Here is a 21,191-nt window from a genome sequence, read left to right as displayed (position 1 = left end):
GCATCCTTAAGCCAGGAGTGAGAGCATGAGCAACTATGACGTGGTGATTCTGGGCGGCGGCCCCGGCGGTTATAACGCAGCGATCCGCGCCGGCCAGTTGGGCCTCAAGGCCGCGTGTGTCGAGGGCCGCGCCACGCTGGGTGGCACCTGCCTGAACGTCGGCTGCATGCCGTCAAAGGCGCTTTTGCACGCGTCCGAGCTGTACGAAGCGGCGCTGGGTGCGGAGTTCGCCAACCTCGGCATCGAGGTCAAACCCACGCTCAACCTTGCGCAAATGATGAAGCAGAAAGACGAAAGCGTGAGCGGCCTGACCAAAGGCATCGAATTTCTGTTCCGCAAAAACAAAGTCGACTGGATCAAGGGCTGGGGCCATATCGACGGCCCCGGAAAAGTCAGCGTGACCGGCGATCAGGGCAGCCGGATCGAGCTCACCGCCAAGGACATCGTCATCGCCACCGGCTCCGAGCCCACTCCCCTGCCCGGTGTGGAGATCGACAATAAGCGCATCCTCGACTCAACCGGCGCGCTGTCCCTGAATGAAGTACCCAAACATCTGGTAGTGATCGGCGCGGGCGTGATCGGCCTCGAACTTGGCTCGGTCTGGCGCCGGCTCGGCGCGCAGGTAACCGTGGTGGAATACTTAGACCGCATCTGCCCCGGCGTCGACGGCGAAGCCGGCAAAACCCTGCAACGCTCGCTGAGCAAACAGGGCATCAGCTTCAAGTTGAGCTCGAAAGTGACCAGCGCCACCTCCTCGGCCACTGGCGTACAGCTCAGCGTCGAACCCGCCGCTGGCGGCAGCGCGGAAATCCTCGAAGCCGATTACGTGCTGGTGGCCATTGGTCGGCGTCCGTACACCCAGGGCCTGGGCCTGGAAAATGTCGGCCTGAGCACCGACAAACGCGGCATGCTCGCCAATAAACAGCATCGCACCGAAGCACCCGGCGTGTGGGTGATTGGCGACGTGACGTCCGGGCCGATGCTCGCGCACAAGGCCGAAGACGAAGCCATGGCCTGCATCGAGCAGATCGTCGGCAAGGCCGGCGAGGTCAATTACGACCTGATCCCCAACGTGATCTACACCCGCCCGGAACTGGCCAGCGTCGGCAAGACCGAAGAGCAGCTGAAGGCCGAAGGCCGGGCGTACAAGGTCGGCAAATTCCCGTTCACCGCCAACAGCCGGGCGAAGATCAATCACGAGACCGAGGGCTTTGCCAAGGTCATCGCCGATGAGCGCACCGACGAAGTCCTCGGCGTGCATCTGGTCGGGCCGAGCGTCAGTGAAATGATCGGTGAGTTCTGCGTGGCCATGGAATTCAGCGCCTCGGCCGAAGACATCGCGCTGACCTGTCACCCGCATCCAACCCGCTCCGAAGCGTTGCGTCAGGCGGCAATGAATGTCGAGGGGATGGCGACGCAGATGTAAGCACTGTGCGAATACTTCCCGCGCAATGCGGGAAGTATCAGGACGGCAGATGCCCCAGCGGTAACGCGCCGGGCGTCTTCACTGTGTGGATCGCAAAATTGCTGCGGATATCGCTCACCCCCGGCAGCTTCAACAGACATCCGGTGAGGAAGCGGTCATAAGCGCGCAGGTCCGGCACCACCACTTGCAGCAGAAAGTCTGATTCTCCGGACACCAGGAACGCCGAAATCACCTCCGGCAACGCCGTCACCGCCCGGTGGAACGCCTCAGCCTGTTCATCGTTGTGGCGCTCGACCTTGACCCCGACAAACACCGTCAGCCCCAACCCCACTTCATCACGATCCAGATTGGCCTGATAACCGCGAATGACTCCGGCCTCTTCGAGCATGCGCACCCGGCGCAGGCACGGCGATGCCGACAGACCGATTTCATCAGCCAGCTGCACATTGCTAAGGCGCCCGTCCCGTTGCAGCGCGGCGAGAATCTTGCGGTCGAAGGCATCCAGTTTCATGGTTGGCAGATCCTGATGGTTTAGGCGGTGAAAGTGTGCAGATTATGCCAATTCATCCGCCCTTAGAAGCTGATTACGCAACCACCTGCCCTGCCCTTCGGCCCTAGACTGAGGCGACCGAATCGACAACGAGAGGGGTGCGACATGGCGAGTCTCTGGCTGTTTTTCCTGGCGTTGGGGGTGGTCTATCTGCTGCCCGGCCCGGACATGATCCTGCTGTTGCAGACCGGCGCCCGCCAGGGACGCGGCGCAGCGCTGGCCACGGCGATGGGCCTGGCGATTGCCCGAGGTTGCCACGTCGCGTTGGCGGCGTTGGGTTTGGCGGCGCTGTTCAAGGCGGCGCCGTGGACGTTCGATGCCGTGCGGATCGCCGGGGCGGCGTACTTGCTGTGGATCGGCGTTCAATGTCTGCGCACCACGCTGTTGCCGGATCTGAACGCCGACACCGTAACGGACAGTCATGCGCAGTGGTACGCAGCCATCCGTCGCGGCCTGCTGACCAATCTGCTCAACCCGAAAGCGTTGCTGTTCTGTTCGGTGCTGCTGCCGCAATTCATCGTGGCGAATGGCGCACCGGTGCTGACGCAGTTTGCGCTGCTCGGCGCGATCCTGGTGGGCGCAGGCCTGCTGTTCGACAGCGCCTACGCCCTGACCGGCGCCGCGCTGGGCCGCTGGCTGAAACACAGCCCGACAGCCCAACGAGTGCAACAGTGGCTGTTCGGCAGCCTGTTGATCGGCTTCGCCGTTCGCCTGACGTTTGTCCAGCAGGCTTAAGGTTTGCGGGCCTTGCGTTGGCGGCGAGCAATCAGCAACAACGCCACGGCAGTGAAGGCCACAATCGCGCCGATCTGAACCGGCCACTTGTACGGCCGCAGTGTCGAACGCACCGAATCGGTCACCTGAGTGACGTAGCGCTTGTCGGCGTTTTCGAAGTCCGGATAAGGGCATTGATGGCCGAAATCCACGGCCCACGGTACGTACGGCCCTTCGTCGACATAGCGTTTGTACAAGGCGCTCTGCTCTTCCAGGCTGCTGTTCCAGCCCGCCGCCGAGCATAATACGGCGGCGAATGCCTGACTGGTGTGCGGCAGATTATCCGCCGCCCGACTGGCCAGCGCCGTCGCGACGAACCGATAGTGATAACGCTCATCCGGCTGCGCCTCACTGGCTTTCTGACGTTGCACTTCGGCTTCGCTCACCAGCGGCCCGACTTTGAGCCCGGCATTTTCCAGACTGTAGTTGCCGCCGAAGGTCGCGTAATCCGGGGCCATTTCGTAGCCCAGAATGTCCATGCCCCACTCACGGGCCGTCCACGCGGCATTGAACAGCGCGCTGGCACGCTTGGTTGGCCACCATGCCGAATCTGCCTTCAGGCGTTGCTCACCATAGAGCCGGGCCTTGTTCTGCAGATCGGCGCTGTCGAAATAGCCGACCGCCTCTTCATAACGCCCCTCACGCAGCAACCGCCGCCCCAGCAGATTGCGCAGGCTTGCGGCCACCGGCAGCGGCACGTAATTGTCGCGATCCTGCTGACTCAGCGCGGGCGGTGCCGGGACATTGGTATCGACGTAGTTTTTCAGTTCTTCGACCGTCAGCACCCGCTCGGCCACGGTCGCGGCGTCGAACCAGTAAATATTCCGGCTGCGATACAACTGGTCAAAAGCCTGCAGATACTCGCCACGTTGCAGCGCGAGAATCGCGCTTTCACCCTCGACCCGGCACTTGGGCTGCACGCTTTCGATATTCCAGTCGGCGGTGCGCCGCTCACCCCAGGATTCGTCCTGCGGGAACGCTTGCGCGGCTTTTGCGTAGGCCGCAGCTGCTGCGTTCCTGTCGCCGTCGCGCACCGCCAGTTTTGCCCGCAACCACCACGCCAGGCCACTGTCGCCAGCGTGTTCGAGGAACGCCTTGGCGCTGGCGTAATCGCCCTGTTGGTAATTCATCGCCGCCAATCGATCAGCGTTGTCGAGGCTGCCGCGCGTGCTCGCTTGCAGGGCCTTGACCAGCTTCTTCTCGTTCGGCGGCTCATCGCCAAACGACCAGCCCATCCGGCTGATGAGCGAGGCGGTCACCAGTTGCTGCACCGCTTCGCCGCGCAGCAATTTCGCCAGCCGGTCTTCGGGCTCCTCGGCCAGCTCGTTCATCAATTGTTTGAGCGAGGTGTAACCGACGTTCGAGCCGTGCAGATTCTGCGCGGCATAGAGCTTGATGGCGTTGTTCCAGTCACCTGCCGTGCGCAGCGCTCGCGCCTCTTCGCCGAGGCTGGCCACGCCGAGTTCCAGCGGATCGCTGAAACCGTCGATGCTCAATTGCCGGGTCTGGCGGAAGGCTTCGATGGCGTTTTCCAAGGCTTGTAGCGCATCCCCGGCTTCGCGGCTCATGGCAAAGAATGCCCGGCCCAGTGAATAAGCCGCCCAAGTGCTGCGCAACGCGCGCTGATCGGCCGGCAGCGCCAGCAACTGACGGAAATACTCGACAGCCAGTTGATGGTCACCGGCGCCGAACGCCACGGCGCCCGCCACATATAGACGCAGTTCCGCCGGCAGGCTCGCGCCCTGCACGTCGACCTGACGCGCATCGGTCAGGCTGCGCAGTCGTTTGACCAGTGCCTGCTGTTCAGGTGTCAGACCGATCTGCTCGGCCTTGTCGCGCACCTCGGCGGGTTCTGGCGCCTCGGCGTAGATGTCATCCGGATTGTGGGTGGCGACGGTGACATTCTTCAGCCCGGCAATGGTTTTGCCGAGACGACTGATCTCGAACCTGAAGTTGCCCTCCGGCAGTTCCGCCAGCGATTGCCCGCGATCGTCGAGCAGACGCATCGGGAAATCAGGGCCGCAGGCCAGGGCCGATCCCAGCGGCAGGCTGAGACTCAGACAAAGCAGATGGCGGGGCCAGTTACGGGTCAACATGCGAACCTCCTTGATCAATATTTGCGCAGCGTGCCCAACCGATCGCCCGCTGCCCGCCCGCCGGCAATCGGCCGTCGCGCAGGCGGGTGAAGGTAAGCAGATCCGCCGTCTGTTGCAACGTGTAACCGGCGAGCGCGTCAGCCCCTTCACAGCCCCGGGCCTTGATGGTGATGCGGGCGGGCCAGGTGCTGTCGAGGTTACCGAGGTTACGCAAGGTGATGTCATTCACATCGTTCTGTTCGGTGAACACCAAGCCGAGCTGGCTGTTCAATGCATCGCCTCGGGCGACCGCACGCAGCGTGCTCAGACTCCAGGCTCTGCGGTCGTTGGCCAACGGCAGGCGAAACCAGATCAGGCCGGCCAGATGCGCCGGGCGATCCTCGCGTAATACTTTGGCCAACCGGCCCAACTGTTGTGGATCGGCCAGCAATTCGCGTCGCTGGCCGCCACGTTCGAGCGGCACTTCACTTTCCACCACCGGGGCGCCATCGGTATTCGCCAGCAACGCCACGCCGTAGGCCGGCAGCGCCAGATAAAACGGCTTGTTGGTCACCCGCGCCCAGGCCTTGGCCCAGCGCTGCGCCTGCTCGGGATCGAACAGACCGTGACGCGGATCGCTGACGGCGTGCACCTGCAACACGCTGCTGTCGACGGTCGTCAACAGCGCCGGCAATTGCGGGCTGTCGAGCCAGGCGGGCAATGCGGTGATGCTCAGGGGCAGGCTGGCCGGCAATGCGCCGCGCAAGTGAGTGAGGAATTCGATGTAAGCGGGCAGTCGGGCACTGCCGGCGTCATGGTCGATCTCGACGCCGCTCAGGTTCAGCCCCTGCCCTTGCCAGTCGGCAAGTACTTGAAGGATTTGCGCAGTGACCGCTTGCGGGTCGAGCGCCTTGAGCTGGCCGTCGAGACGAATTACTGCGATCAACGGCCGGGCATCGCGTTTCAGCAGTGCGGTATCGATTCGTGCCCGACTCCATCCCGCATTCGGGAAAGCCTGCAGCGCCAATACCCGCAACGTCGAAAAGTCACTGCGACTGTCGTTCAGGGCAGGTTCATGGGCCGGCGTCCATTGCCGTTGCCAGACATAAAGCTGCTGATCGAGCGGCGCTGCGTCCTGCCGTTCACAAGCACACAGCAACAATACAGCCACCACGGCTGAACACCCGATGATAAAGCGCATACCTTGCAGATCCCTGAGACATCAGGCTGCAAGGTTACACAAAAGCGCTCAGGGCTTGCGGGCGATGATGACCTGACTCTTGGCCACCACCGCATCCAGCGCCTGCTTGATCTGCGCGCCGCGCGGCGAGTCCAGCACCGCTTGCCAGGTCTCGGCCCAGTGATTGAGCAGCGGATGATCCGGATTGCTGAATTCGACCTTGGCTTCCCAGAACAGCAACATCCACATCGACCAGTAAAAGCCGTACTGGCTGTGACTGATGATCTCGAGCCCCGCCTCGCTGACCATCGCCTTGAACTGTTCCTCACTGATGATGCGAATGTGGTTGGGCTTCTGGAAATACTCCGGTGCGGCGATGTCCTTTTGCAGGTCCTCGGAGCTGGGGTGCGGCACGCTGAGCAAATACAGCGCGCCCGACTGGCCGACCCGCACCAGTTCGGCAAGGAACTGCGCCGGGTCGTCGACGTGCTCGATGACTTCAGTGGACACCACGCGAGTGGCGGTGCCATCGGCGATCGGCAGCGGATTGCAATCGGTCACATGGCATTCGACGCCACGCGCCGGCGTATCGCTCAGGCGCTTACGGGTCGCTTCGACCTTGGCGCCGTCGATGTCGGCAATGATGATCTTCGCCCCGCGCATGCCGCAGAAATGCACGTTGCCACCGTCTCCGCAGCCAACGTCCAGCAAGGTGTCGTCGGCGGTCACCGGAAAGTCTTTGAACAGCTCACCGGTTTCCTGATTGAACCAGCCGCTGAGCATCGCATCGTGCAGGCCGAGCATATATGGGTCTACCTTGTCGGCGACCGGTGCGACAGCTTGTACGGGGGCCGGAGCCGCCGTGAGTTTTTTCAAAAGGCTCAGCATGAGGTGGCTCCAGAGGACGAGACGACGGTTCGCGAAGTGCCGAGGCGTTTCACCAGCGTGGCGCCTCGATTGCGCATGGGCATTTCGATAAAGCGGTAGTTGAGTTCGCTGAGCAGAACGATCAGGCCACCGGCGATCAGCAGCGTCACGATCGGATGCCCTGCCGGGCTCGGCAGACCGGCGCTCTGCAAACGGAAGGTCATTTCCCGCACCAGTTGATAGGCCGGGATGTGGATCAGGTAAATGCCGTAGGAGCGGCTGCCGATCCATGCCATCAGCCGTTGCAGGCCACCGGCCGGCAACAGGTAATTGCGATCGTACGAGGCGATCCACACCAGCACGGCGCTGAGCACGGCGATAGACCCGATGCGGTAGCCGGCAAAGGTGAAACGGTCGGTAGCCATGAAGCTCAGCAGCGCTCCGAGACCGATCAGCGCGGACAATCCGGCCCACGGCCGACGCAGGAATACGGGCTCCCAACGGCGGTAACCCGGCTGCACGCTCCCTATCGCCAACAGCACACCCAGCGCCAGCGCGTCGGTACGGATCACCATCAGCAGTGGCGTACGCACGGTGAACAATTGCACCGCTACAAGTGCCAGCAATGCCCACACCAGATGCTTGCGGCACAGCAGGATCAATAGCGGAAACAACAGGTAGAACTGCTCCTCCAGCGCCAGACTCCAGTAGACGAAACTGCTGCCGTATTCGTAATGAAAGAACGCATCGGCAAAGCGGAAGTTGGCGTACTGAAGCACGCCTGCCAGGGTGGCCTGAACGTTGGCCGACCATGTGCCGAATGCCCCCGAACGGTTGAGAAACACACACGCCAGCAGCATCAGCGCCAGCCACAGCCAGGCCGACGGCAAGAGGCGAAAGACCCGGCGCAGCCAGAAATTGCGCGTCTGCTCCCAGTATTCCTGGCGATTGCTGCAACCGCGCAGCGCCGGGATCAGGCTGCGGGCGATAACAAACCCGGAGATGGCAAAAAACAGGTCGACGCCCCACCACGGTTGCGCTACGGCATGGATCCTTTCAAGCAGCGGTACCGGGTCGGTGAACAGGCTGCCCTGCAAGTGATGAAACAACACGCCGAGTACCGCGACAGCTCGCAAGACTTCGATGTCCATGATCCGTTTGCCGCTCATGACACACGTCCTGTATCAATCGGTTTGCGGGCGATGATCACCTGACTCTTGGGCATGAACCGGTCGAGCATCTGTTTGATCGCCAATCCATCGGGCTGCGCCAGCAAGTCCTGCCAGGTCCTGGCCCAACTCTCCATCAACGGTGGATACGGTGCCTGGATCCGGTCGCGCACGGCACCGTCGAGGTCACGTCCGGCAGCCCGTTCGCTGGCCCAGAAAAAGATCATACCCATCACCCAGAAAAAACCCGTGGCCTGACGATGCTCGATCACCAGACCGGCATCCTCCACCAGGGCCGCGAAGCGCTCCGGGGTGAAGATCTGCACATGATTGGGTGACTGGTAATAACCCGCCGGAGCGATGCCTTGCTGCAAATGCTCGCCTACCGGTGCCGGCACACTGAGCAGATACAACGCGCCGGGACGGCCCATGCGCACCAGTTCGGCCATGAACGGCTCGGGCTGGTCGATGTGCTCCAGCACTTCCATGCACACGACCTTGCTCGCACAGCCGTCGCTCAACGGCAGTGGCAGACTGTTGCTGACCAGACCGAGGCTGGCCTTGCGGCTCTGCGCTTCGACTTGCCGGGCGAGGTCGCGCACCTTGTCGTGCTCGCTGTCGGTGAAGATCACCGAGGCGCCTTGGCGCACGGCGAACAATGTCGCCACGCCCTCGCCACAACCCACATCGAGCAAAGTGTCGCCGGCATCGATGACAAAGCCCTTGAGCAGCTCGCCACTGTCGCCGTGAAACCAGCCGTCGATCATGGCATCGCGCAGGCCGACGTCTCGCGGCGAAACACTGGCGGCCAGCGGTTCAGGCGCAGCAACCGGCGAAGAGTCCGGCACCGATCGCGCAACCGGACGCAAACGCCTCAGCAATGCGCGGATCATGTGCCTGTGGCTTCCGTTGCAGCGACAGCGCGAGATTCCTGCACTTGAGCAAGGAAATCACGCAAACGCTGCTCGGCCACCGCCTGACTGCAGAACGCCTGGAGACTGGAAACGGCCTGCGCCGACATTTGCGCATAACGCCCGGGGTCGTTCTTCGCCACCTCATAGCTGTCGCGATAGGCCACACAGACCGACGCCCAGTTGGTCATGTAGCGCAATGTGCGGAACGCCTTGCGCGGATCGTGCGGCCAAGCGGTGAGTTCATCGGTGGACTCGACCAGAAACGCGTTGTCGGTGCTCAGGTAATCGATCATTGCCGTGGTGCGCGGCGCCACCGCTGGTTTGCCGCAGGACATGAATTCCATCAGCGGCAGGCACTGGCCCTCGCCGTAGGAAGTGTTCACCACGTATCGGGTGGCCTGCACCAGACGCTCGTAGTCCGCGTCCGCGAGGTAGCCATAAATCAGCACGATGCGGCAGCGGTAGGACTGGTTTTTGTAAAGGTGATGAAGAATGTCGCCGAGCGCCTCTTCGGCATCGTGATGCGTGAGCTTGAGCACCAGCGTCGCGTCTTCGATGTCGCGGAACGTCACGCAGAATGCACTGAGCATGTCTTCCCAGTTCTTGCGTCCGTCACCGGGATTGAACACCGATGTGTAGACGACACCGTCCAGCAGCAGCTCCTGCTCGCGCACCGGCGCCTGGAAATCGATGCCCTCGCCACGGCGCAAGTGTTTCGGGCCGAACGCGTCGAGATTGAGCTGACGACTGTCGGCGACCAAACCCTTGATCGTCAGTCGAACCGGTCCTGTCGAGGGCTGCCCCTGAGGCTGCGTGCCGCGGGCCGCGAAGCGATCCCACACCGGCGCCGGCACCGCGACAATCGGGTAATCGGCACCCATGGCTTCGCGCACCGCATTGACCGTGTAGCTGGAATGAGTGATCGCCGCACCACAGGCCTGGAGCACCATGCGCCAGTCATTGCGCGGCTCGTTGTCGAAGGGTTCGTTGGGAATGGTGCTGAATTCCCAGGCGAACACCGGCAGCGTCGGGCATGCCAGATGAGTCGGCGTGCGGTGCGGCGGCGAGAACGACAGAAACACGCACGGCTCGCCACGGGACAGGCATTCCAGATACAGCGCATCGACTTCGCGCACCGGGTCGACGACTTCCACCACACGCCCAAGGCGTTCGAGCACCGGTCGGTATTCCTTGAGCACGAAGTAATAGCTGTACTCCGACCGCCCCAGGTTCTGCGCGATGGTGTGCTGGTTGGTTTCCGAGTGAATGATGATCAGCATGAGGCGTTATCCGTCACGGGGGCGGCATCGGCAGCCAGCGGCACGAGACCGAAAAAGTCCGCCATGCGCCGTTGCACCGGAGCGAACGCGCAGTAGTCTTGCATGCGTTCGACAGCAGCGGCGGACATGCGCGCGTAATCCTGCGGCTGCGACTTGGCCATCCGGTAACTGTTCTCATAGGCGCGTTTGAGCGAAGCCCAGTCGGGCCGATAGCGCAGGGTGCGGTAGATGATTCGGGTGTCCTGGGGCCAGATCGTCAGCTCTTCGCTGGACTGCACGACGAAGGCCACCGTGTCGTCGATGTAGTCTTCCATCGCCGTATGGTCCGGGGCGATCACCGGTTTGCCGCTGGACATGAACTCCATCAGCGGCAGGCACAAGCCCTCACAACGTGAGGCGTTGACGTAAAAACTGGCAGCCCGGTAAAGCCGCGCGTATTGCTCGTCGTCCAGATAACCGTGCATCACCAGCACCCGGCAGGCGAACGGTGTCAATTGCGCGAGCAAGGTCATCAGTTCGCTGTAGTAGGACGCCAGATCGTTCTGGGTAATCTTCAGCACCAGGGTCGCGTCAGGCGTTTCGCGAAAGGCCCAGCAGAACGCGGTGATCAGATGGTGCCAGTTCTTGCGGCCGTCTTTGGGGTTGAACACAGTGACATAGACCACGCCTTCCACCGCAGCCTCCACTACCGAAGAGGTATCCGGCAAATCCAGCGGAGGTGGCTCGGCCACAGCCACCGCATGCGGCGCGGCGATGGCCGGGAAACGTTTTTCAAGCCAGGCGTGTGCGCTGTCCGACAGCAGATCCTGCACACCTTCCCAGTACCAGTTGTGCAGGTATTTCACCCGTTCTTCACCCGCGTCCAGCATCCACAGGCGCAGATAATGACGGGCAATGACCAGGCGCCGTTTGACCGTCAGCGGTGGCGGGCGCAGAGCCTCGATTTCAGCCAGTTGCTCGGCAGTCAGCGGTTTTGGCAGCAAGTCATCGGCAGACAGTCCCAGCGTGCGGCTGTCGAAAATGCAGCCCTTGATTGCCAGGGTCGCGCCGGTATTGATCGGCGCACTGGCAGGCTGCTCACGAATGGCGGCGAAGTTTTCCCACAAGGGTGTCGGCAGCACGAGTACCGGAAAGTCTTCGCCCATGGCGCGGCGGATCGCGCGGGCGGTATGGCTCGACAGCGTAATCACCCGTCCCTGTCGTGCGAGCATCTGCGTCCAGTCGTGACGCGGATCGTCATCCCACGACTCATCAGGGATTGAATCGAACTCCCATGCGATCACGCAGATCGTCGGACATTCAAGGTCGGTCGGCGTATTTTGTGGAGGCGTGAAGGACAGGAAAACGCTGCTTTCCCCGGCGCCGAGCAGTGTTCGATAGAGTGGATCGACCTCGGCGCGGCTGGACACCACATGCACCCGCCCCAGGCTTTCCAGCACCGGGCGATAGGCCTTGAGCACAAAGTAGTAGCTGTATTCGGGACGCCCGAGACTCTGGCTGATGGAGCGGTCGTTGACATCCGAGTAGAGAATGAAATTCATGGCATCCCACGGTGAAACCACCATCCCGGCCGCTTCACGCTATGACGGCCAGGCGTCGGATCGAACCGGTATCAGCGGTGTTCGTCCTGCGTCATCGGGCACGTCTCTGTTCTTGTTTTAATGTTCGGTTTTACCCTGTCGCACGATCCTTGCGAAATGCCGCAGGAGATCGCGCCGAGGGGCATTCTAAACACATCCCCCAAGGATTCGGGAACCGCCCGGCGAGAAAAACCCGACTACTCTGACGAGAACTGACCAGTCACGATTTGCCCGGTTGAAATTGCTGCGCAATTGGCACAGATTGGCAACCAAACAAATACAACAACGACTTCACCCGTCTTCTGACATGGTTTTTCTCTCGGTCTGACAGACATCCCCTTAAAACCTGTGGGAAGAGGTGAAAGTTAAAGACCGAGGGGTCGCTGTTTGAAAAAGAGTCTGTTCATCACGGGCCTCAGCGGGTTCGTAGGACAACACATCCAGTCACGTCTGCATGGGGAAGACGCGTCGTGGCAACTGCTGCCTGCCACCTCTGCCTATGACCTGACAAAACCGGACAGCCTCATCGATCTGTGGCCGCAGCTGCCCGATGCGGTCATTCACCTGGCTGGCCAGACCTTTGTCCCCGAAGCTTTCCGCGACCCGGCACGTACGATCGACATCAACCTGCTCGGCACCCTGAACCTGTTGCAGGCACTCAAGACCCGTGGCTTCAAGGGCACGTTCCTGTATGTCAGCTCGGGCGACGTCTACGGCCAGGTTGAAGAAGCCGCACTGCCGATCACCGAACAACAACCGCCCTGCCCGCGCAATCCTTATGCCGTGAGCAAGCTGTCGGCCGAATTCCTCAGCCTGCAATGGGGACTGAGCGAAGGCTGGCCGGTGCTGGTGGCGCGTCCGTTCAACCACATCGGCACCGGGCAGAAGGACAGCTTCGTCATCGCCAGCGCCGCGCGGCAGATCAATCGCATCAAGCAAGGGCTGCAGGCACCGCAGCTGGAAGTCGGTGACATCGATGTCACCCGCGACTTCCTTGATGTCGGCGACGTGGTCTCGGCCTATTTCGCGCTGCTGGAAAAAGGCACGCCGGGGCAGGTCTACAACATTTGCTCCGGACATGAGCAAAGCATCCGCAGCCTCATCGAACAGCTGGGCGATCTGGCCGAGGTCGAGTTGCAACTGGTTCAGGATCCGGCACGCATGCGCCGCGCCGATCAGCGTCGCGTCTGCGGCAGCCATCAACGGCTGGCCCGGACCACAGGATGGACGCCGCAAATCACTACACAACAATCCCTGCGGGCGATCCTGTCCGACTGGGAGACGCGAGTACGACAAGAATGACAAAAAGTGCATTGATCACAGGGATCACCGGCCAGGACGGCGCCTATCTGGCCAGACTGCTGCTCGACAAGGGCTACAAGGTTCACGGCCTGGTGGCACGGCGCAGCAGCGACTCACGCTGGCGCCTGCGCGAGATGGGCGTTGAAGCCGATATCGTTTACCTGGACGGCGACATGGCCGACGCCTGCTCGGTGCAGCGTGCGGTGATCAAATCGGCACCGGACGAGGTGTACAACCTGGCGGCCCAGAGCTTCGTCGCTGCCTCCTGGGATCAACCGGTGACCACCGGCATCGTCGATGGCCTGGGCGTGACTCACTTGCTCGAAGCGATCCGTCAGTTCAGTCCGCACACGCGTTTTTATCAGGCGTCCACCAGCGAGATGTTTGGCCTGATCCAGGCCGAGCAGCAGGACGAAAACACCCCGTTCTACCCGCGCAGCCCTTACGGCGTGGCCAAACTCTACGGCCACTGGATCACCGTCAACTACCGCGAAAGTTTCAATCTGCACGCCAGCAGCGGCATCCTGTTCAACCATGAATCGCCACTGCGTGGCATCGAATTCGTGACCCGCAAGGTCACCGACGCGGCCGCCCGCATCAAGCAGGGCAAACAGCAGGAGCTGGCCCTGGGCAACATCGACGCCAAGCGCGACTGGGGCTTCGCCGGTGACTACGTCGAGGCCATGTGGCTGATGCTGCAACAGGACAAGCCTGACGACTTCGTGGTCGCCACCGGGGTGACCACCACCGTGCGCGAGATGTGCCGCATCGCTTTCGATCACGTCGGCCTCAACTACCGCGACTACGTGAAGATCGACCCGGCGTTCTTCCGCCCGGCCGAAGTCGAAGTGCTGCTCGGCAACCCGGCCAAGGCCCAGCGCGTGCTCGGCTGGAAACCCAAGACCGACCTCGACACCCTGATCCGCATGATGATGGATGCGGACATGAAACGCGTCGCCAAGGAGTAGGCCATGCTGATCCCCGTGATTCTGTCCGGCGGTGCCGGCACCCGTTTGTGGCCGGTGTCCCGCGAGGGCCATCCCAAGCCGTTCATGGCCCTGCCCGACGGCCAGTCGCTGCTGGGCAAGACCTACCGCCGCGCCGCCGCGCTGCTGGACGGCTGGGGCGACATCGTCACGGTGACCAATCGCGAGTACTACTTCCAGAGCAAGGATCACTATCAGGCCGCGCGCCTTTCACGCCATCGCGGGCACTTCCTGCTTGAACCCACCGGGCGCAACACTGCACCGGCCATCGCGGCGGCGGCACTGTCGCTGCAAGCCTTGCACGGTGATGCAGCGATCATGGTGGTGATGCCCGCCGACCATTTGATCGTCAACGAAGACGCACTCAAAAGCGCGGTCGAGCACGCGGTCAATCTGGCGAAAGACGGTTATCTGGTGACCTTCGGTGTGGTACCGACCGCCCCGGAAACCGGCTTCGGCTACATCGAGACCGGCGCCCCGCTGGATGCAAAAGGCGCAGCCAAGGTCCAGCGTTTCGTGGAAAAGCCCGACCTGCAAACCGCCACCCATTACCTGGAAAGCGGCAACTTCCTGTGGAACTCGGGAATGTTCTGCTTCACCACCGCCACCCTGATCGCAGAGCTGGAGCTGCACGCCCCCGAGCTGCTGGAACAGACGCGCGCCTGCATGGCCGCCAGCGAACCGCTGGAAACCACGGGTTACCTGCAACAGGAACTGTCGCCGCAACTGTTCGCCGAGATCACCGACATTTCCATCGACTACGCGTTAATGGAACGCTCCGAGAAAGTCGTGGTGGTGCCCGCCGGTTTCGACTGGAGCGATATCGGTTCGTGGGGCGCAGTCGCCGCGCTGGTGCCGGCCGACGCCGATAACAATCGCGCCAGCGGCGAGGCGATCTTCATCGACAGCCGCAACAACTTCGTTCAAAGCGAAGGCCGGCTGGTGGCCGCAGTAGGTGTTGAAGACCTGATCGTCATCGACACCGCCGACGCCGTGCTGGTGGCCCACGCCGACCGTGCGCAGGATGTGCGGCGGGTGGCCAAACAGCTCAAGGACAAATCTCACGAAGCCTATCGTCTGCATCGCACGGTCAGCCGTCCGTGGGGCACCTACACCGTGCTTGAGGAAGGTCCGCGCTTCAAGATCAAGCGCATCGTGGTCAAACCCGGCGGCAAGCTGTCGTTGCAGATGCACCATCACCGCAATGAACACTGGGTGGTGGTCGAAGGCATGGCCAAGGTCACCAACAACGGCAGCGGCACGACCCTGGTGGCAAAGAACGAATCAACGTTTATCGCCGCCGGTCACAAGCATCGCCTGGAGAACCCCGGCGTCATCGACCTGGTGATCATCGAAGTGCAAAGTGGCGAATACCTGGGAGAGGACGACATCGTCCGCTTCGAAGACCAATACGGCAGGACGGTTTGAATGCTGCTTTCCCTGTACCGCTCGCTGCATGACTACCGGGGTTTCATCCTCGGTAGCGTCAAGCGGGAGTTTCAAGCGCGGTATCGCAATTCGCTGTTCGGCGCGCTGTGGACGGTACTCAACCCGCTGTCGATGATCATCGTGTACACGGTGATCTTTTCCCACATCATGCGCGCCCGTCTGCCCGGCGTGGACGACGGCATGGCCTACAGCGTCTACCTGTGCGCCGGGCTGCTGACCTGGGGCCTGTTTTCGGAAATCACCCTGCGCAGCCAGAACATGTTTCTGGAGAACGCCAACCTGCTGAAGAAAATCAGCTTCCCGCGCCTGTGCCTGCCGGTGATCGTGCTGCTCAATGCCGGGATCAACTTCGCGATCATCATCGGCCTGTTCCTCGGCTTTCTGTTGATCACCGGACGCTGGCCGGGCATGGCCCTGTTGGCACTGGTGCCGCTGCTGGCGCTGCAAGTGCTGTTCTGCGCCGGGCTGGGCATGATCCTCGGCGTGCTCAACGTGTTCTTTCGCGATGTCGGACAGCTATTCGCCATCTGCCTGCAATTCTGGTTCTGGCTGACCCCGATCGTGTACCCGCTGAGCATCCTGCCCGAGTGGGTGCAGCGCCTGTTGCAGCTCAATCCGCTGACCAATCTGATCGGCAGTTATCAGAACCTGTTTCTCTACGGTCAGTGGCCGGTGTGGAGTTCGCTGCTGCCGATCTTCGTGATCGGCCTGCTGTTGTGTGCGGTCGGCCTGCGCCTGTTTCGCCGGCGGGTCGGCGAAATGGTGGATGAACTCTGATGGGGTACATACGCGTTACCGGCCTGGGCAAGGCCTACAAGCAGTACCCCACTCGCTGGAGTCGCCTGGCCGAATGGCTGATACCGTTTTCGCCAATGCGCCATCGCCAGCACTGGGTGCTGCAAGACGTGAATTTCGAGATCGCCCCCGGCGAAGCGGTGGGCATTGTCGGGGTCAACGGCGCCGGCAAAAGCACCCTGCTGAAAATGATCACCGGCACCACTCAACCGACCTGCGGCCAGATCCAACTCGAGGGCCGGGTCGCCGCGCTGCTGGAACTGGGCATGGGCTTTCATCCGGACTTCACCGGCAGACAGAACGCAATCATGGCCGGGCAACTGCTGGGCATGCAGGTCGAAGACATCGAAGCACTGATGCCGGACATCGAACGCTTCGCGGAAATCGGCGAGGCCATCGATCACCCGGTGCGCACTTACTCCAGCGGCATGCAGATGCGTCTGGCCTTCAGCGTCGCCACCGCGCGCCGCCCCGACATTCTGATCGTCGACGAAGCACTGTCGGTGGGCGACGCCTACTTTCAGCACAAAAGCTTCGACCGCATCCGCAGCTTCCGCAAGGCCGGCACCACGCTGTTGATCGTGTCCCACGACCGTTCGGCGATCCAGTCGATCTGCGACTCGGCGATCCTGCTCGAGGGCGGCCACATGGTCATGCACGACAAGCCCGAAGCGGTGATGGATTACTACAATGCCCTGCTCGCCGAGCGCGAAGGCCAGACCGTGCGCCAGGAACTGCTCGACGGCGGCCAGGTACGCACCGTGTCCGGCACCGGCGAGGCCGGGATCCTCAGCGTGCGTCTGCTCGATGAACGCGAACGCTCTATCGACGCCGCCGAAGTCGGTCAGCCGGTGACACTGGAAGTCGAGGTGGAGATTCGTCAGGACATCGAACGGCTGGTGCTCGGCTTCCTGATCAAGGATCGCCTGGGCCAGGCCATGTACGGCATCAATACCCACCGCCAGAACCAGGCGCTGGAAGACCTGCGGGCGGGTGAGCGCATCACCTATCGCTTCGCCTTCGTCATGGGCTTGGGCAAGGGCAACTATTCAGTCGCCCTGAGCCTGTCGCGACTGGACTCGCACCTGGACCGCAACTTCGAATGGCGCGACTACGGTCTGGTATTTCACGTAATCAACAACCGCAAGGAAGATTTCGTCGGCTGTTCCTGGCTGGGCGCCCACACGTCGATCACCCGCCATGCGGACAACCTCGCGGAGCGTGCGCCATGACCCGCCTGCTGGTCGAATGCACCCACGTCTTCAAACACCCGAAGGTCAATTCGGGGATTCAGCGGGTGGTGCGCAACGTCATCAAACATCTGCCGCCGAGTGCCGAAGGCGTCGAATGCGTGCCGGTGGTTCTGCTCAAGGGCCAGTTATACCGTGTGAAGCGTCTGGCGCCGCTGGATTCGCCGCTGTTCAATGCCATCGTCACGTTTGGCGAACGCCTGGAACGGCTGGCTCATCGTTTCTGGCAGCTGCATCAACGGCTGGACACCCGTTGCCGCACAAAACTGGCACGACGCGTGTTGTACGTCGGCTATCGCCTGACCTCGTTCGGTGCATTCGGGCTACCGCTGCGGCTGGTCGAGCAGGTCAATCGCTATCAAATGCCTCAACGCTGTGAACCACTGCAACACCAGCCAGGCGATCAACTGGTGCTGCTGGATTCGTCATGGCATTCGGACTTTTTCCTGCATGCCGAGCGCCTCAAACAGGAAGGCCTGGGCCTCGTTGCGGTGATCTACGACCTGATTCCGCTGTCCCATCCGCAGTTCTACGACACGCGGCTGGTCGAGGTGTACAGCGAGTGGTTCGACTGGATCGCCGGCAACGCCGACGGCTTCATGGCGATTTCCGCCACGGTGCGCGATCAGGTGCGGGCAGAACTGCAACGTCGCCTGGGATCGGCGCAAGTCGGCAAACGCTGGTTCGACTACTTTCACCTCGGTTCGGAGCTGGATCTGCAGAGCGTCGAAGCCGGCGTCGAACCACGTTTGCAACAGCTGTTCGCCACACCGGAGCCAGTGTTTCTGATGGTCAGCACCATCGAGCCGCGCAAGAACCACGACTATCTGCTGGATGCCTTCGACCATGCCTGGGCGAACGGCTCGAAAGCTCGCTTGTGCATTGCCGGGCGCATTGGCTGGAAGTGCGACGCGCTGCTTGCGCGGATCCGCAATCATCCCGAACTGAACCGGCGTCTGTTCATGTTCAACGACTTGAGCGACACCAGCCTTGAACACGCTTACGCCCATGCCAGCGCACTGGTGTTTCCGTCGTTCATCGAAGGTTTCGGCCTGCCGCTGGTGGAAGCGATGCAGCGCGGGCTGCCGGCGATGGGCAGTGACATACCGGTGTTCCGCGAGATCGGCGGTGAATTCATGGCGTATTTCGATCTGCAATCGCCGCACAGCCTCGCCGATCTGGTGCAGACCTTTGAACGCAGCGGTCGATTCCCCGCGGCCCGCGATGTGAGCGACTGGCAATGGATCGGCTGGCGCGAAGCCAGCGCGCAACTGGCCGAGCGTACCGCGCGCCATGTGCTGGAGGCACCTGAGGTGTCAGCGAGGCAACATGCGCATAGCCCTTAACGCCCGGATTCTCCAGGCACCGCGCACCGGCATCGGCCATTACGTGGCCGAGCTGGTGAATGCCTTGCACGCGGAAACCGATATCGAAGTGGCGCTGTTCCATGGCTGGGGCTGGAGCTCGCAACTGCCGGAAGCGGCGATGCCCGGTTATTCGCGCCTGACGCCGCTGCTGCGACAGATCCCTGGCGCCTATCAGGCGCGCCGCTGGCTGGAGCAGAAACGCTTCGATCAGGGCCCTGCGCAACCGGTCGATCTGTATCACGAACCAAGCCTGTGGCCGCTGGCCTTCGACGGCCCGACCGTGATCACCCTGCACGATCTCACGCACCTGCATTTTCCCGAGACCCAGCCGCCGGCACGGCTGCGGGAAATCGAACGGCGGCTCGCCGACGGCGTACGCCAGGCGCGGATCATTCTGACTGACTCACAAGCCATCGCTGACGAGGCCCGGGATTATTTCGGACTGCCTGCCGAGCGCTTCGTGGTCGCGCCGCTGGGTGTCGCCGAGCGCTTCCATCCGCGCGAGCCGCACGACATCGATGCGGTGCTCAAGGCCCATGCGGTCGAGTACCGGGAGTATTTCCTGTGTGTCGGGACTCTGGAGCCGCGCAAGAACCTTAACCTGGCCCTGCGCGCCCACGGGCGGCTGCCGGAACGGGTGCGCCAGCGTTTCCCGCTGTTGATCGTCGGCATGGCCGGCTGGCAGCGCGATCAGTTCAGTGAAGAATTGAATCAGGCGCTGGCTTGCGGGCACGTGTGCCTGCTCGGCTATTTGCCCGACGAGCAAGTCGCGCAATTGCTGGCCGGCGCCCGGGCGCTGGTTTTTCCGTCGCTGTATGAGGGGTTCGGCCTGCCGGTGCTGGAAGCGATGGCCAGCGGCACGCCGGTGGTGCTCACCCGCTCTTCGGCCATGCCGGAAGTGGCGGGCGATGCCGGCAACTATATTGAAGCTGACGATGCAGACGGCTTGCGTGATGCGATGAGCCGACTGATCGATGATCAAGCGCACTGGCAGGCATGCCGGGAAGCCGGATTGCAGCAGGCACGGCTTTTTTCCTGGAAGCGTTGCGCGCAGGCCACGGCCGGCGCCTACCACCAGGCCATGGGAGGTTGAATGCGGGTTCTCCATTTTTTCAAGACATACCTGCCTGACTCGGTCGGCGGTATCGAACAAGTCATCTTTCAACTCTGCGAAAGTGGCGCCCAGCACGGCATCGAAGGCCAGGTACTGACGCTCAGCGCCAATCCCGAGCCAGCCGTGGTACGCCTTGGCCAGCACGAAGTGCATCGGGCCAGACTGGACGTGCAGTTCGCCTCCACCGGGTTTTCCTGGAGCGTGTTCAAGCGGTTTCGCGACCTGGCCGCCGAAGCCGACGTGATCAACTACCACTTCCCGTGGCCGTTCATGGATCTGGTGCACTTCGCCAGCGGCGTGAACAAACCGACGGTGGTGACGTACCACTCGGACATCATTCGCCAGAAGCACCTGCTCAAACTTTATCGCCCCCTGATGAACCGCTTTCTCGCCAGCGCCGACCGGATTGTCGCGGCTTCGCCGAACTACCTGCACACCAGCGATGTGTTGCAGCAGTTTCGGGACAAGACCCGCGTCATCCCGTATGGATTGAACAAGGCAGGTTATCCACAGCCCGACGTCGAGCGCATGAACCGCTGGCGTCAGCAGCTTGGGGATAAGTTTTTCCTGTTCGTCGGGGTGATGCGCTATTACAAGGGCCTGCACATCCTGCTCGACGCCTTGAAAGACGTGGACTATCCGGTGGTGATCGTCGGCGCCGGCCCGCTGGAGCAGGAACTGCACGCCCAGGCCGCCGCGCTGGGCCTGCGCAACATTCATTTCCTCGGCCGTCTGAGCGATGAAGACAAGGTCGCCCTGCTGCAACTGAGCTACGCCATCGTATTCCCGTCGCACCTGCGCTCGGAAGCGTTCGGCATTTCGCTGCTCGAAGGCGCGATGTACGGCAAACCGATGATCTCCAGCGAGATCGGCACCGGCACCAGCTATATCAATATCCACAACGAAACCGGACTGGTGGTGCCTCCGAGTCATCCACAGGCGTTTCGTGAAGCGATGCGCACCCTGTGGGAAAACCCGGCCCGCGCCGCCGAAATGGGCCTCAAGGCTGAGGCCCGTTATCGGCAGTTATTCACAGCCGATGAGATGGGCCGCAAGTGGACCGAGTTGTATCAGGAGTTGCTGGAAGAAAAGGCATTGTCCTTCGCCTGATCC

General features: G+C 62.1%; 18 protein-coding genes. 10 read left to right on the top strand and 8 right to left on the bottom strand.

Going from position 1 to position 21,191, the window contains the following annotated elements:
* Window positions 1-25 precede the first annotated feature (25 nt).
* Window positions 26-1,426, top strand: a complete 1,401-nt coding sequence (gene lpdA / locus CAF79_RS03795; RefSeq protein ID WP_085696672.1) for a dihydrolipoyl dehydrogenase — start codon at window positions 26-28, stop codon at window positions 1,424-1,426.
* Between the two features lie 37 nt (window positions 1,427-1,463).
* Here lpdA and CAF79_RS03790 read toward each other — a convergent pair whose 3' ends face one another.
* Entirely contained in the window at window positions 1,464-1,937 is a 474-nt protein-coding gene (locus CAF79_RS03790; RefSeq protein ID WP_007954205.1) for an Lrp/AsnC family transcriptional regulator, read from the bottom strand.
* Window positions 1,938-2,081: 144 nt separating this feature from the next.
* On the opposite strand from CAF79_RS03790, the gene CAF79_RS03785 reads away from it, so the two are divergent.
* Complete coding sequence (locus CAF79_RS03785; RefSeq protein ID WP_085696670.1) at window positions 2,082-2,711, top strand: LysE family translocator; 630 nt, start codon at window positions 2,082-2,084, stop codon at window positions 2,709-2,711.
* Here the strand turns inward: CAF79_RS03785 and CAF79_RS03780 are convergent.
* Genes CAF79_RS03780 through CAF79_RS03750 form a run of 7 tightly spaced genes read right to left on the bottom strand, consistent with a single transcriptional unit; the run spans window position 2,708 to window position 11,776 of the window.
* A complete protein-coding gene (locus CAF79_RS03780; protein ID WP_085696668.1) occupies window positions 2,708-4,846 on the bottom strand; it encodes a hypothetical protein in 2,139 nt (712 codons plus the stop codon). The genes CAF79_RS03785 and CAF79_RS03780 overlap by 4 nt on opposite strands.
* Window positions 4,833-6,026, bottom strand: a complete 1,194-nt coding sequence (locus CAF79_RS03775; protein WP_085696666.1) for a DUF3142 domain-containing protein — start codon at window positions 6,024-6,026, stop codon at window positions 4,833-4,835. The genes CAF79_RS03780 and CAF79_RS03775 overlap by 14 nt, the downstream gene beginning before the upstream one ends.
* 48 nt (window positions 6,027-6,074) lie before the next feature.
* A complete protein-coding gene (locus CAF79_RS03770) occupies window positions 6,075-6,893 on the bottom strand; it encodes a class I SAM-dependent methyltransferase (RefSeq protein WP_085696665.1) in 819 nt (272 codons plus the stop codon).
* Window positions 6,887-8,041, bottom strand: coding sequence for an acyltransferase (locus CAF79_RS03765; RefSeq protein ID WP_085696663.1), 1,155 nt, complete (start codon window positions 8,039-8,041; stop codon window positions 6,887-6,889). Before CAF79_RS03765 ends, CAF79_RS03770 begins: the two co-directional genes overlap by 7 nt.
* Window positions 8,038-8,934 carry a bifunctional 2-polyprenyl-6-hydroxyphenol methylase/3-demethylubiquinol 3-O-methyltransferase UbiG gene (locus CAF79_RS03760; protein WP_085696661.1) on the bottom strand — a complete coding sequence of 299 codons (897 nt, stop codon included), beginning with the start codon at window positions 8,932-8,934 and terminating at the stop codon, window positions 8,038-8,040. The genes CAF79_RS03765 and CAF79_RS03760 overlap by 4 nt, the downstream gene beginning before the upstream one ends.
* Window positions 8,931-10,235, bottom strand: coding sequence for a glycosyltransferase (locus CAF79_RS03755; RefSeq protein WP_085696659.1), 1,305 nt, complete (start codon window positions 10,233-10,235; stop codon window positions 8,931-8,933). Before CAF79_RS03755 ends, CAF79_RS03760 begins: the two co-directional genes overlap by 4 nt.
* Window positions 10,229-11,776, bottom strand: coding sequence for a glycosyltransferase (locus CAF79_RS03750; protein WP_256579227.1), 1,548 nt, complete (start codon window positions 11,774-11,776; stop codon window positions 10,229-10,231). The genes CAF79_RS03755 and CAF79_RS03750 overlap by 7 nt, the downstream gene beginning before the upstream one ends.
* 426 nt (window positions 11,777-12,202) lie before the next feature.
* Between CAF79_RS03750 and CAF79_RS03745 the strand changes: the two genes are divergently transcribed.
* From CAF79_RS03745 to CAF79_RS03710, 8 genes are read left to right on the top strand one after another with little or no spacing between them, the layout of a single operon-like run.
* Window positions 12,203-13,117 carry a GDP-mannose 4,6-dehydratase gene (locus CAF79_RS03745; RefSeq protein WP_085696656.1) on the top strand — a complete coding sequence of 305 codons (915 nt, stop codon included), beginning with the start codon at window positions 12,203-12,205 and terminating at the stop codon, window positions 13,115-13,117.
* The gene (gmd, locus tag CAF79_RS03740) at window positions 13,114-14,085 is read left to right on the top strand and encodes a GDP-mannose 4,6-dehydratase (RefSeq protein ID WP_007954189.1); all 972 of its coding nucleotides are present in this window, start codon (window positions 13,114-13,116) and stop codon (window positions 14,083-14,085) included. The genes CAF79_RS03745 and gmd overlap by 4 nt, the downstream gene beginning before the upstream one ends.
* Window positions 14,086-14,088: 3 nt before the next feature.
* Complete coding sequence (locus CAF79_RS03735) at window positions 14,089-15,531, top strand: mannose-1-phosphate guanylyltransferase/mannose-6-phosphate isomerase (protein ID WP_085696654.1); 1,443 nt, start codon at window positions 14,089-14,091, stop codon at window positions 15,529-15,531.
* Window positions 15,532-16,329, top strand: a complete 798-nt coding sequence (locus CAF79_RS03730; protein ID WP_011336675.1) for an ABC transporter permease — start codon at window positions 15,532-15,534, stop codon at window positions 16,327-16,329.
* Window positions 16,329-17,579 carry an ABC transporter ATP-binding protein gene (locus CAF79_RS03725; protein WP_085696652.1) on the top strand — a complete coding sequence of 417 codons (1,251 nt, stop codon included), beginning with the start codon at window positions 16,329-16,331 and terminating at the stop codon, window positions 17,577-17,579. Before CAF79_RS03730 ends, CAF79_RS03725 begins: the two co-directional genes overlap by 1 nt.
* Window positions 17,576-18,943 carry a glycosyltransferase family 1 protein gene (locus CAF79_RS03720; protein ID WP_085696650.1) on the top strand — a complete coding sequence of 456 codons (1,368 nt, stop codon included), beginning with the start codon at window positions 17,576-17,578 and terminating at the stop codon, window positions 18,941-18,943. Before CAF79_RS03725 ends, CAF79_RS03720 begins: the two co-directional genes overlap by 4 nt.
* On the top strand, window positions 18,927-20,057 hold the full coding sequence (locus tag CAF79_RS03715; RefSeq protein ID WP_085696648.1) for a glycosyltransferase family 1 protein: 1,131 nt from the start codon (window positions 18,927-18,929) through the stop codon (window positions 20,055-20,057). The genes CAF79_RS03720 and CAF79_RS03715 overlap by 17 nt, the downstream gene beginning before the upstream one ends.
* Window positions 20,058-21,188: a glycosyltransferase family 4 protein gene (locus CAF79_RS03710; protein ID WP_085696647.1), complete on the top strand. Its 1,131-nt coding sequence runs from the start codon at window positions 20,058-20,060 to the stop codon at window positions 21,186-21,188.
* The last annotated feature ends 3 nt before the right edge of the window (window positions 21,189-21,191 follow it).

This window comes from Pseudomonas sp. B26(2017), from assembly GCF_002113045.1.
Lineage (GTDB): Bacteria > Pseudomonadota > Gammaproteobacteria > Pseudomonadales > Pseudomonadaceae > Aquipseudomonas.
The sequence above is the reverse complement of the archived record's forward strand: the minus strand, read 5'-3'. Positions and strand labels throughout refer to the sequence as shown.

Bases quoted from the DNA above. Each gene is read 5' to 3' on its own strand.
- lpdA (WP_085696672.1), top strand. From the start codon at position 26: ATGAGCAACTATGACGTGGTGATTCTGGGCGGCGGCCCCGGCGGTTAT.
- CAF79_RS03790 (WP_007954205.1), bottom strand. From the start codon at position 1,937: ATGAAACTGGATGCCTTCGACCGCAAGATTCTCGCCGCGCTGCAACGG.
- CAF79_RS03785 (WP_085696670.1), top strand. From the start codon at position 2,082: ATGGCGAGTCTCTGGCTGTTTTTCCTGGCGTTGGGGGTGGTCTATCTG.
- CAF79_RS03780 (WP_085696668.1), bottom strand. From the start codon at position 4,846: ATGTTGACCCGTAACTGGCCCCGCCATCTGCTTTGTCTGAGTCTCAGC.
- CAF79_RS03775 (WP_085696666.1), bottom strand. From the start codon at position 6,026: ATGCGCTTTATCATCGGGTGTTCAGCCGTGGTGGCTGTATTGTTGCTG.
- CAF79_RS03770 (WP_085696665.1), bottom strand. From the start codon at position 6,893: ATGCTGAGCCTTTTGAAAAAACTCACGGCGGCTCCGGCCCCCGTACAA.
- CAF79_RS03765 (WP_085696663.1), bottom strand. From the start codon at position 8,041: ATGAGCGGCAAACGGATCATGGACATCGAAGTCTTGCGAGCTGTCGCG.
- CAF79_RS03760 (WP_085696661.1), bottom strand. From the start codon at position 8,934: ATGATCCGCGCATTGCTGAGGCGTTTGCGTCCGGTTGCGCGATCGGTG.
- CAF79_RS03755 (WP_085696659.1), bottom strand. From the start codon at position 10,235: ATGCTGATCATCATTCACTCGGAAACCAACCAGCACACCATCGCGCAG.
- CAF79_RS03750 (WP_256579227.1), bottom strand. From the start codon at position 11,776: ATGAATTTCATTCTCTACTCGGATGTCAACGACCGCTCCATCAGCCAG.
- gmd (WP_007954189.1), top strand. From the start codon at position 13,114: ATGACAAAAAGTGCATTGATCACAGGGATCACCGGCCAGGACGGCGCC.
- CAF79_RS03735 (WP_085696654.1), top strand. From the start codon at position 14,089: ATGCTGATCCCCGTGATTCTGTCCGGCGGTGCCGGCACCCGTTTGTGG.
- CAF79_RS03730 (WP_011336675.1), top strand. From the start codon at position 15,532: ATGCTGCTTTCCCTGTACCGCTCGCTGCATGACTACCGGGGTTTCATC.
- CAF79_RS03725 (WP_085696652.1), top strand. From the start codon at position 16,329: ATGGGGTACATACGCGTTACCGGCCTGGGCAAGGCCTACAAGCAGTAC.
- CAF79_RS03720 (WP_085696650.1), top strand. From the start codon at position 17,576: ATGACCCGCCTGCTGGTCGAATGCACCCACGTCTTCAAACACCCGAAG.
- CAF79_RS03715 (WP_085696648.1), top strand. From the start codon at position 18,927: ATGCGCATAGCCCTTAACGCCCGGATTCTCCAGGCACCGCGCACCGGC.
- CAF79_RS03710 (WP_085696647.1), top strand. From the start codon at position 20,058: ATGCGGGTTCTCCATTTTTTCAAGACATACCTGCCTGACTCGGTCGGC.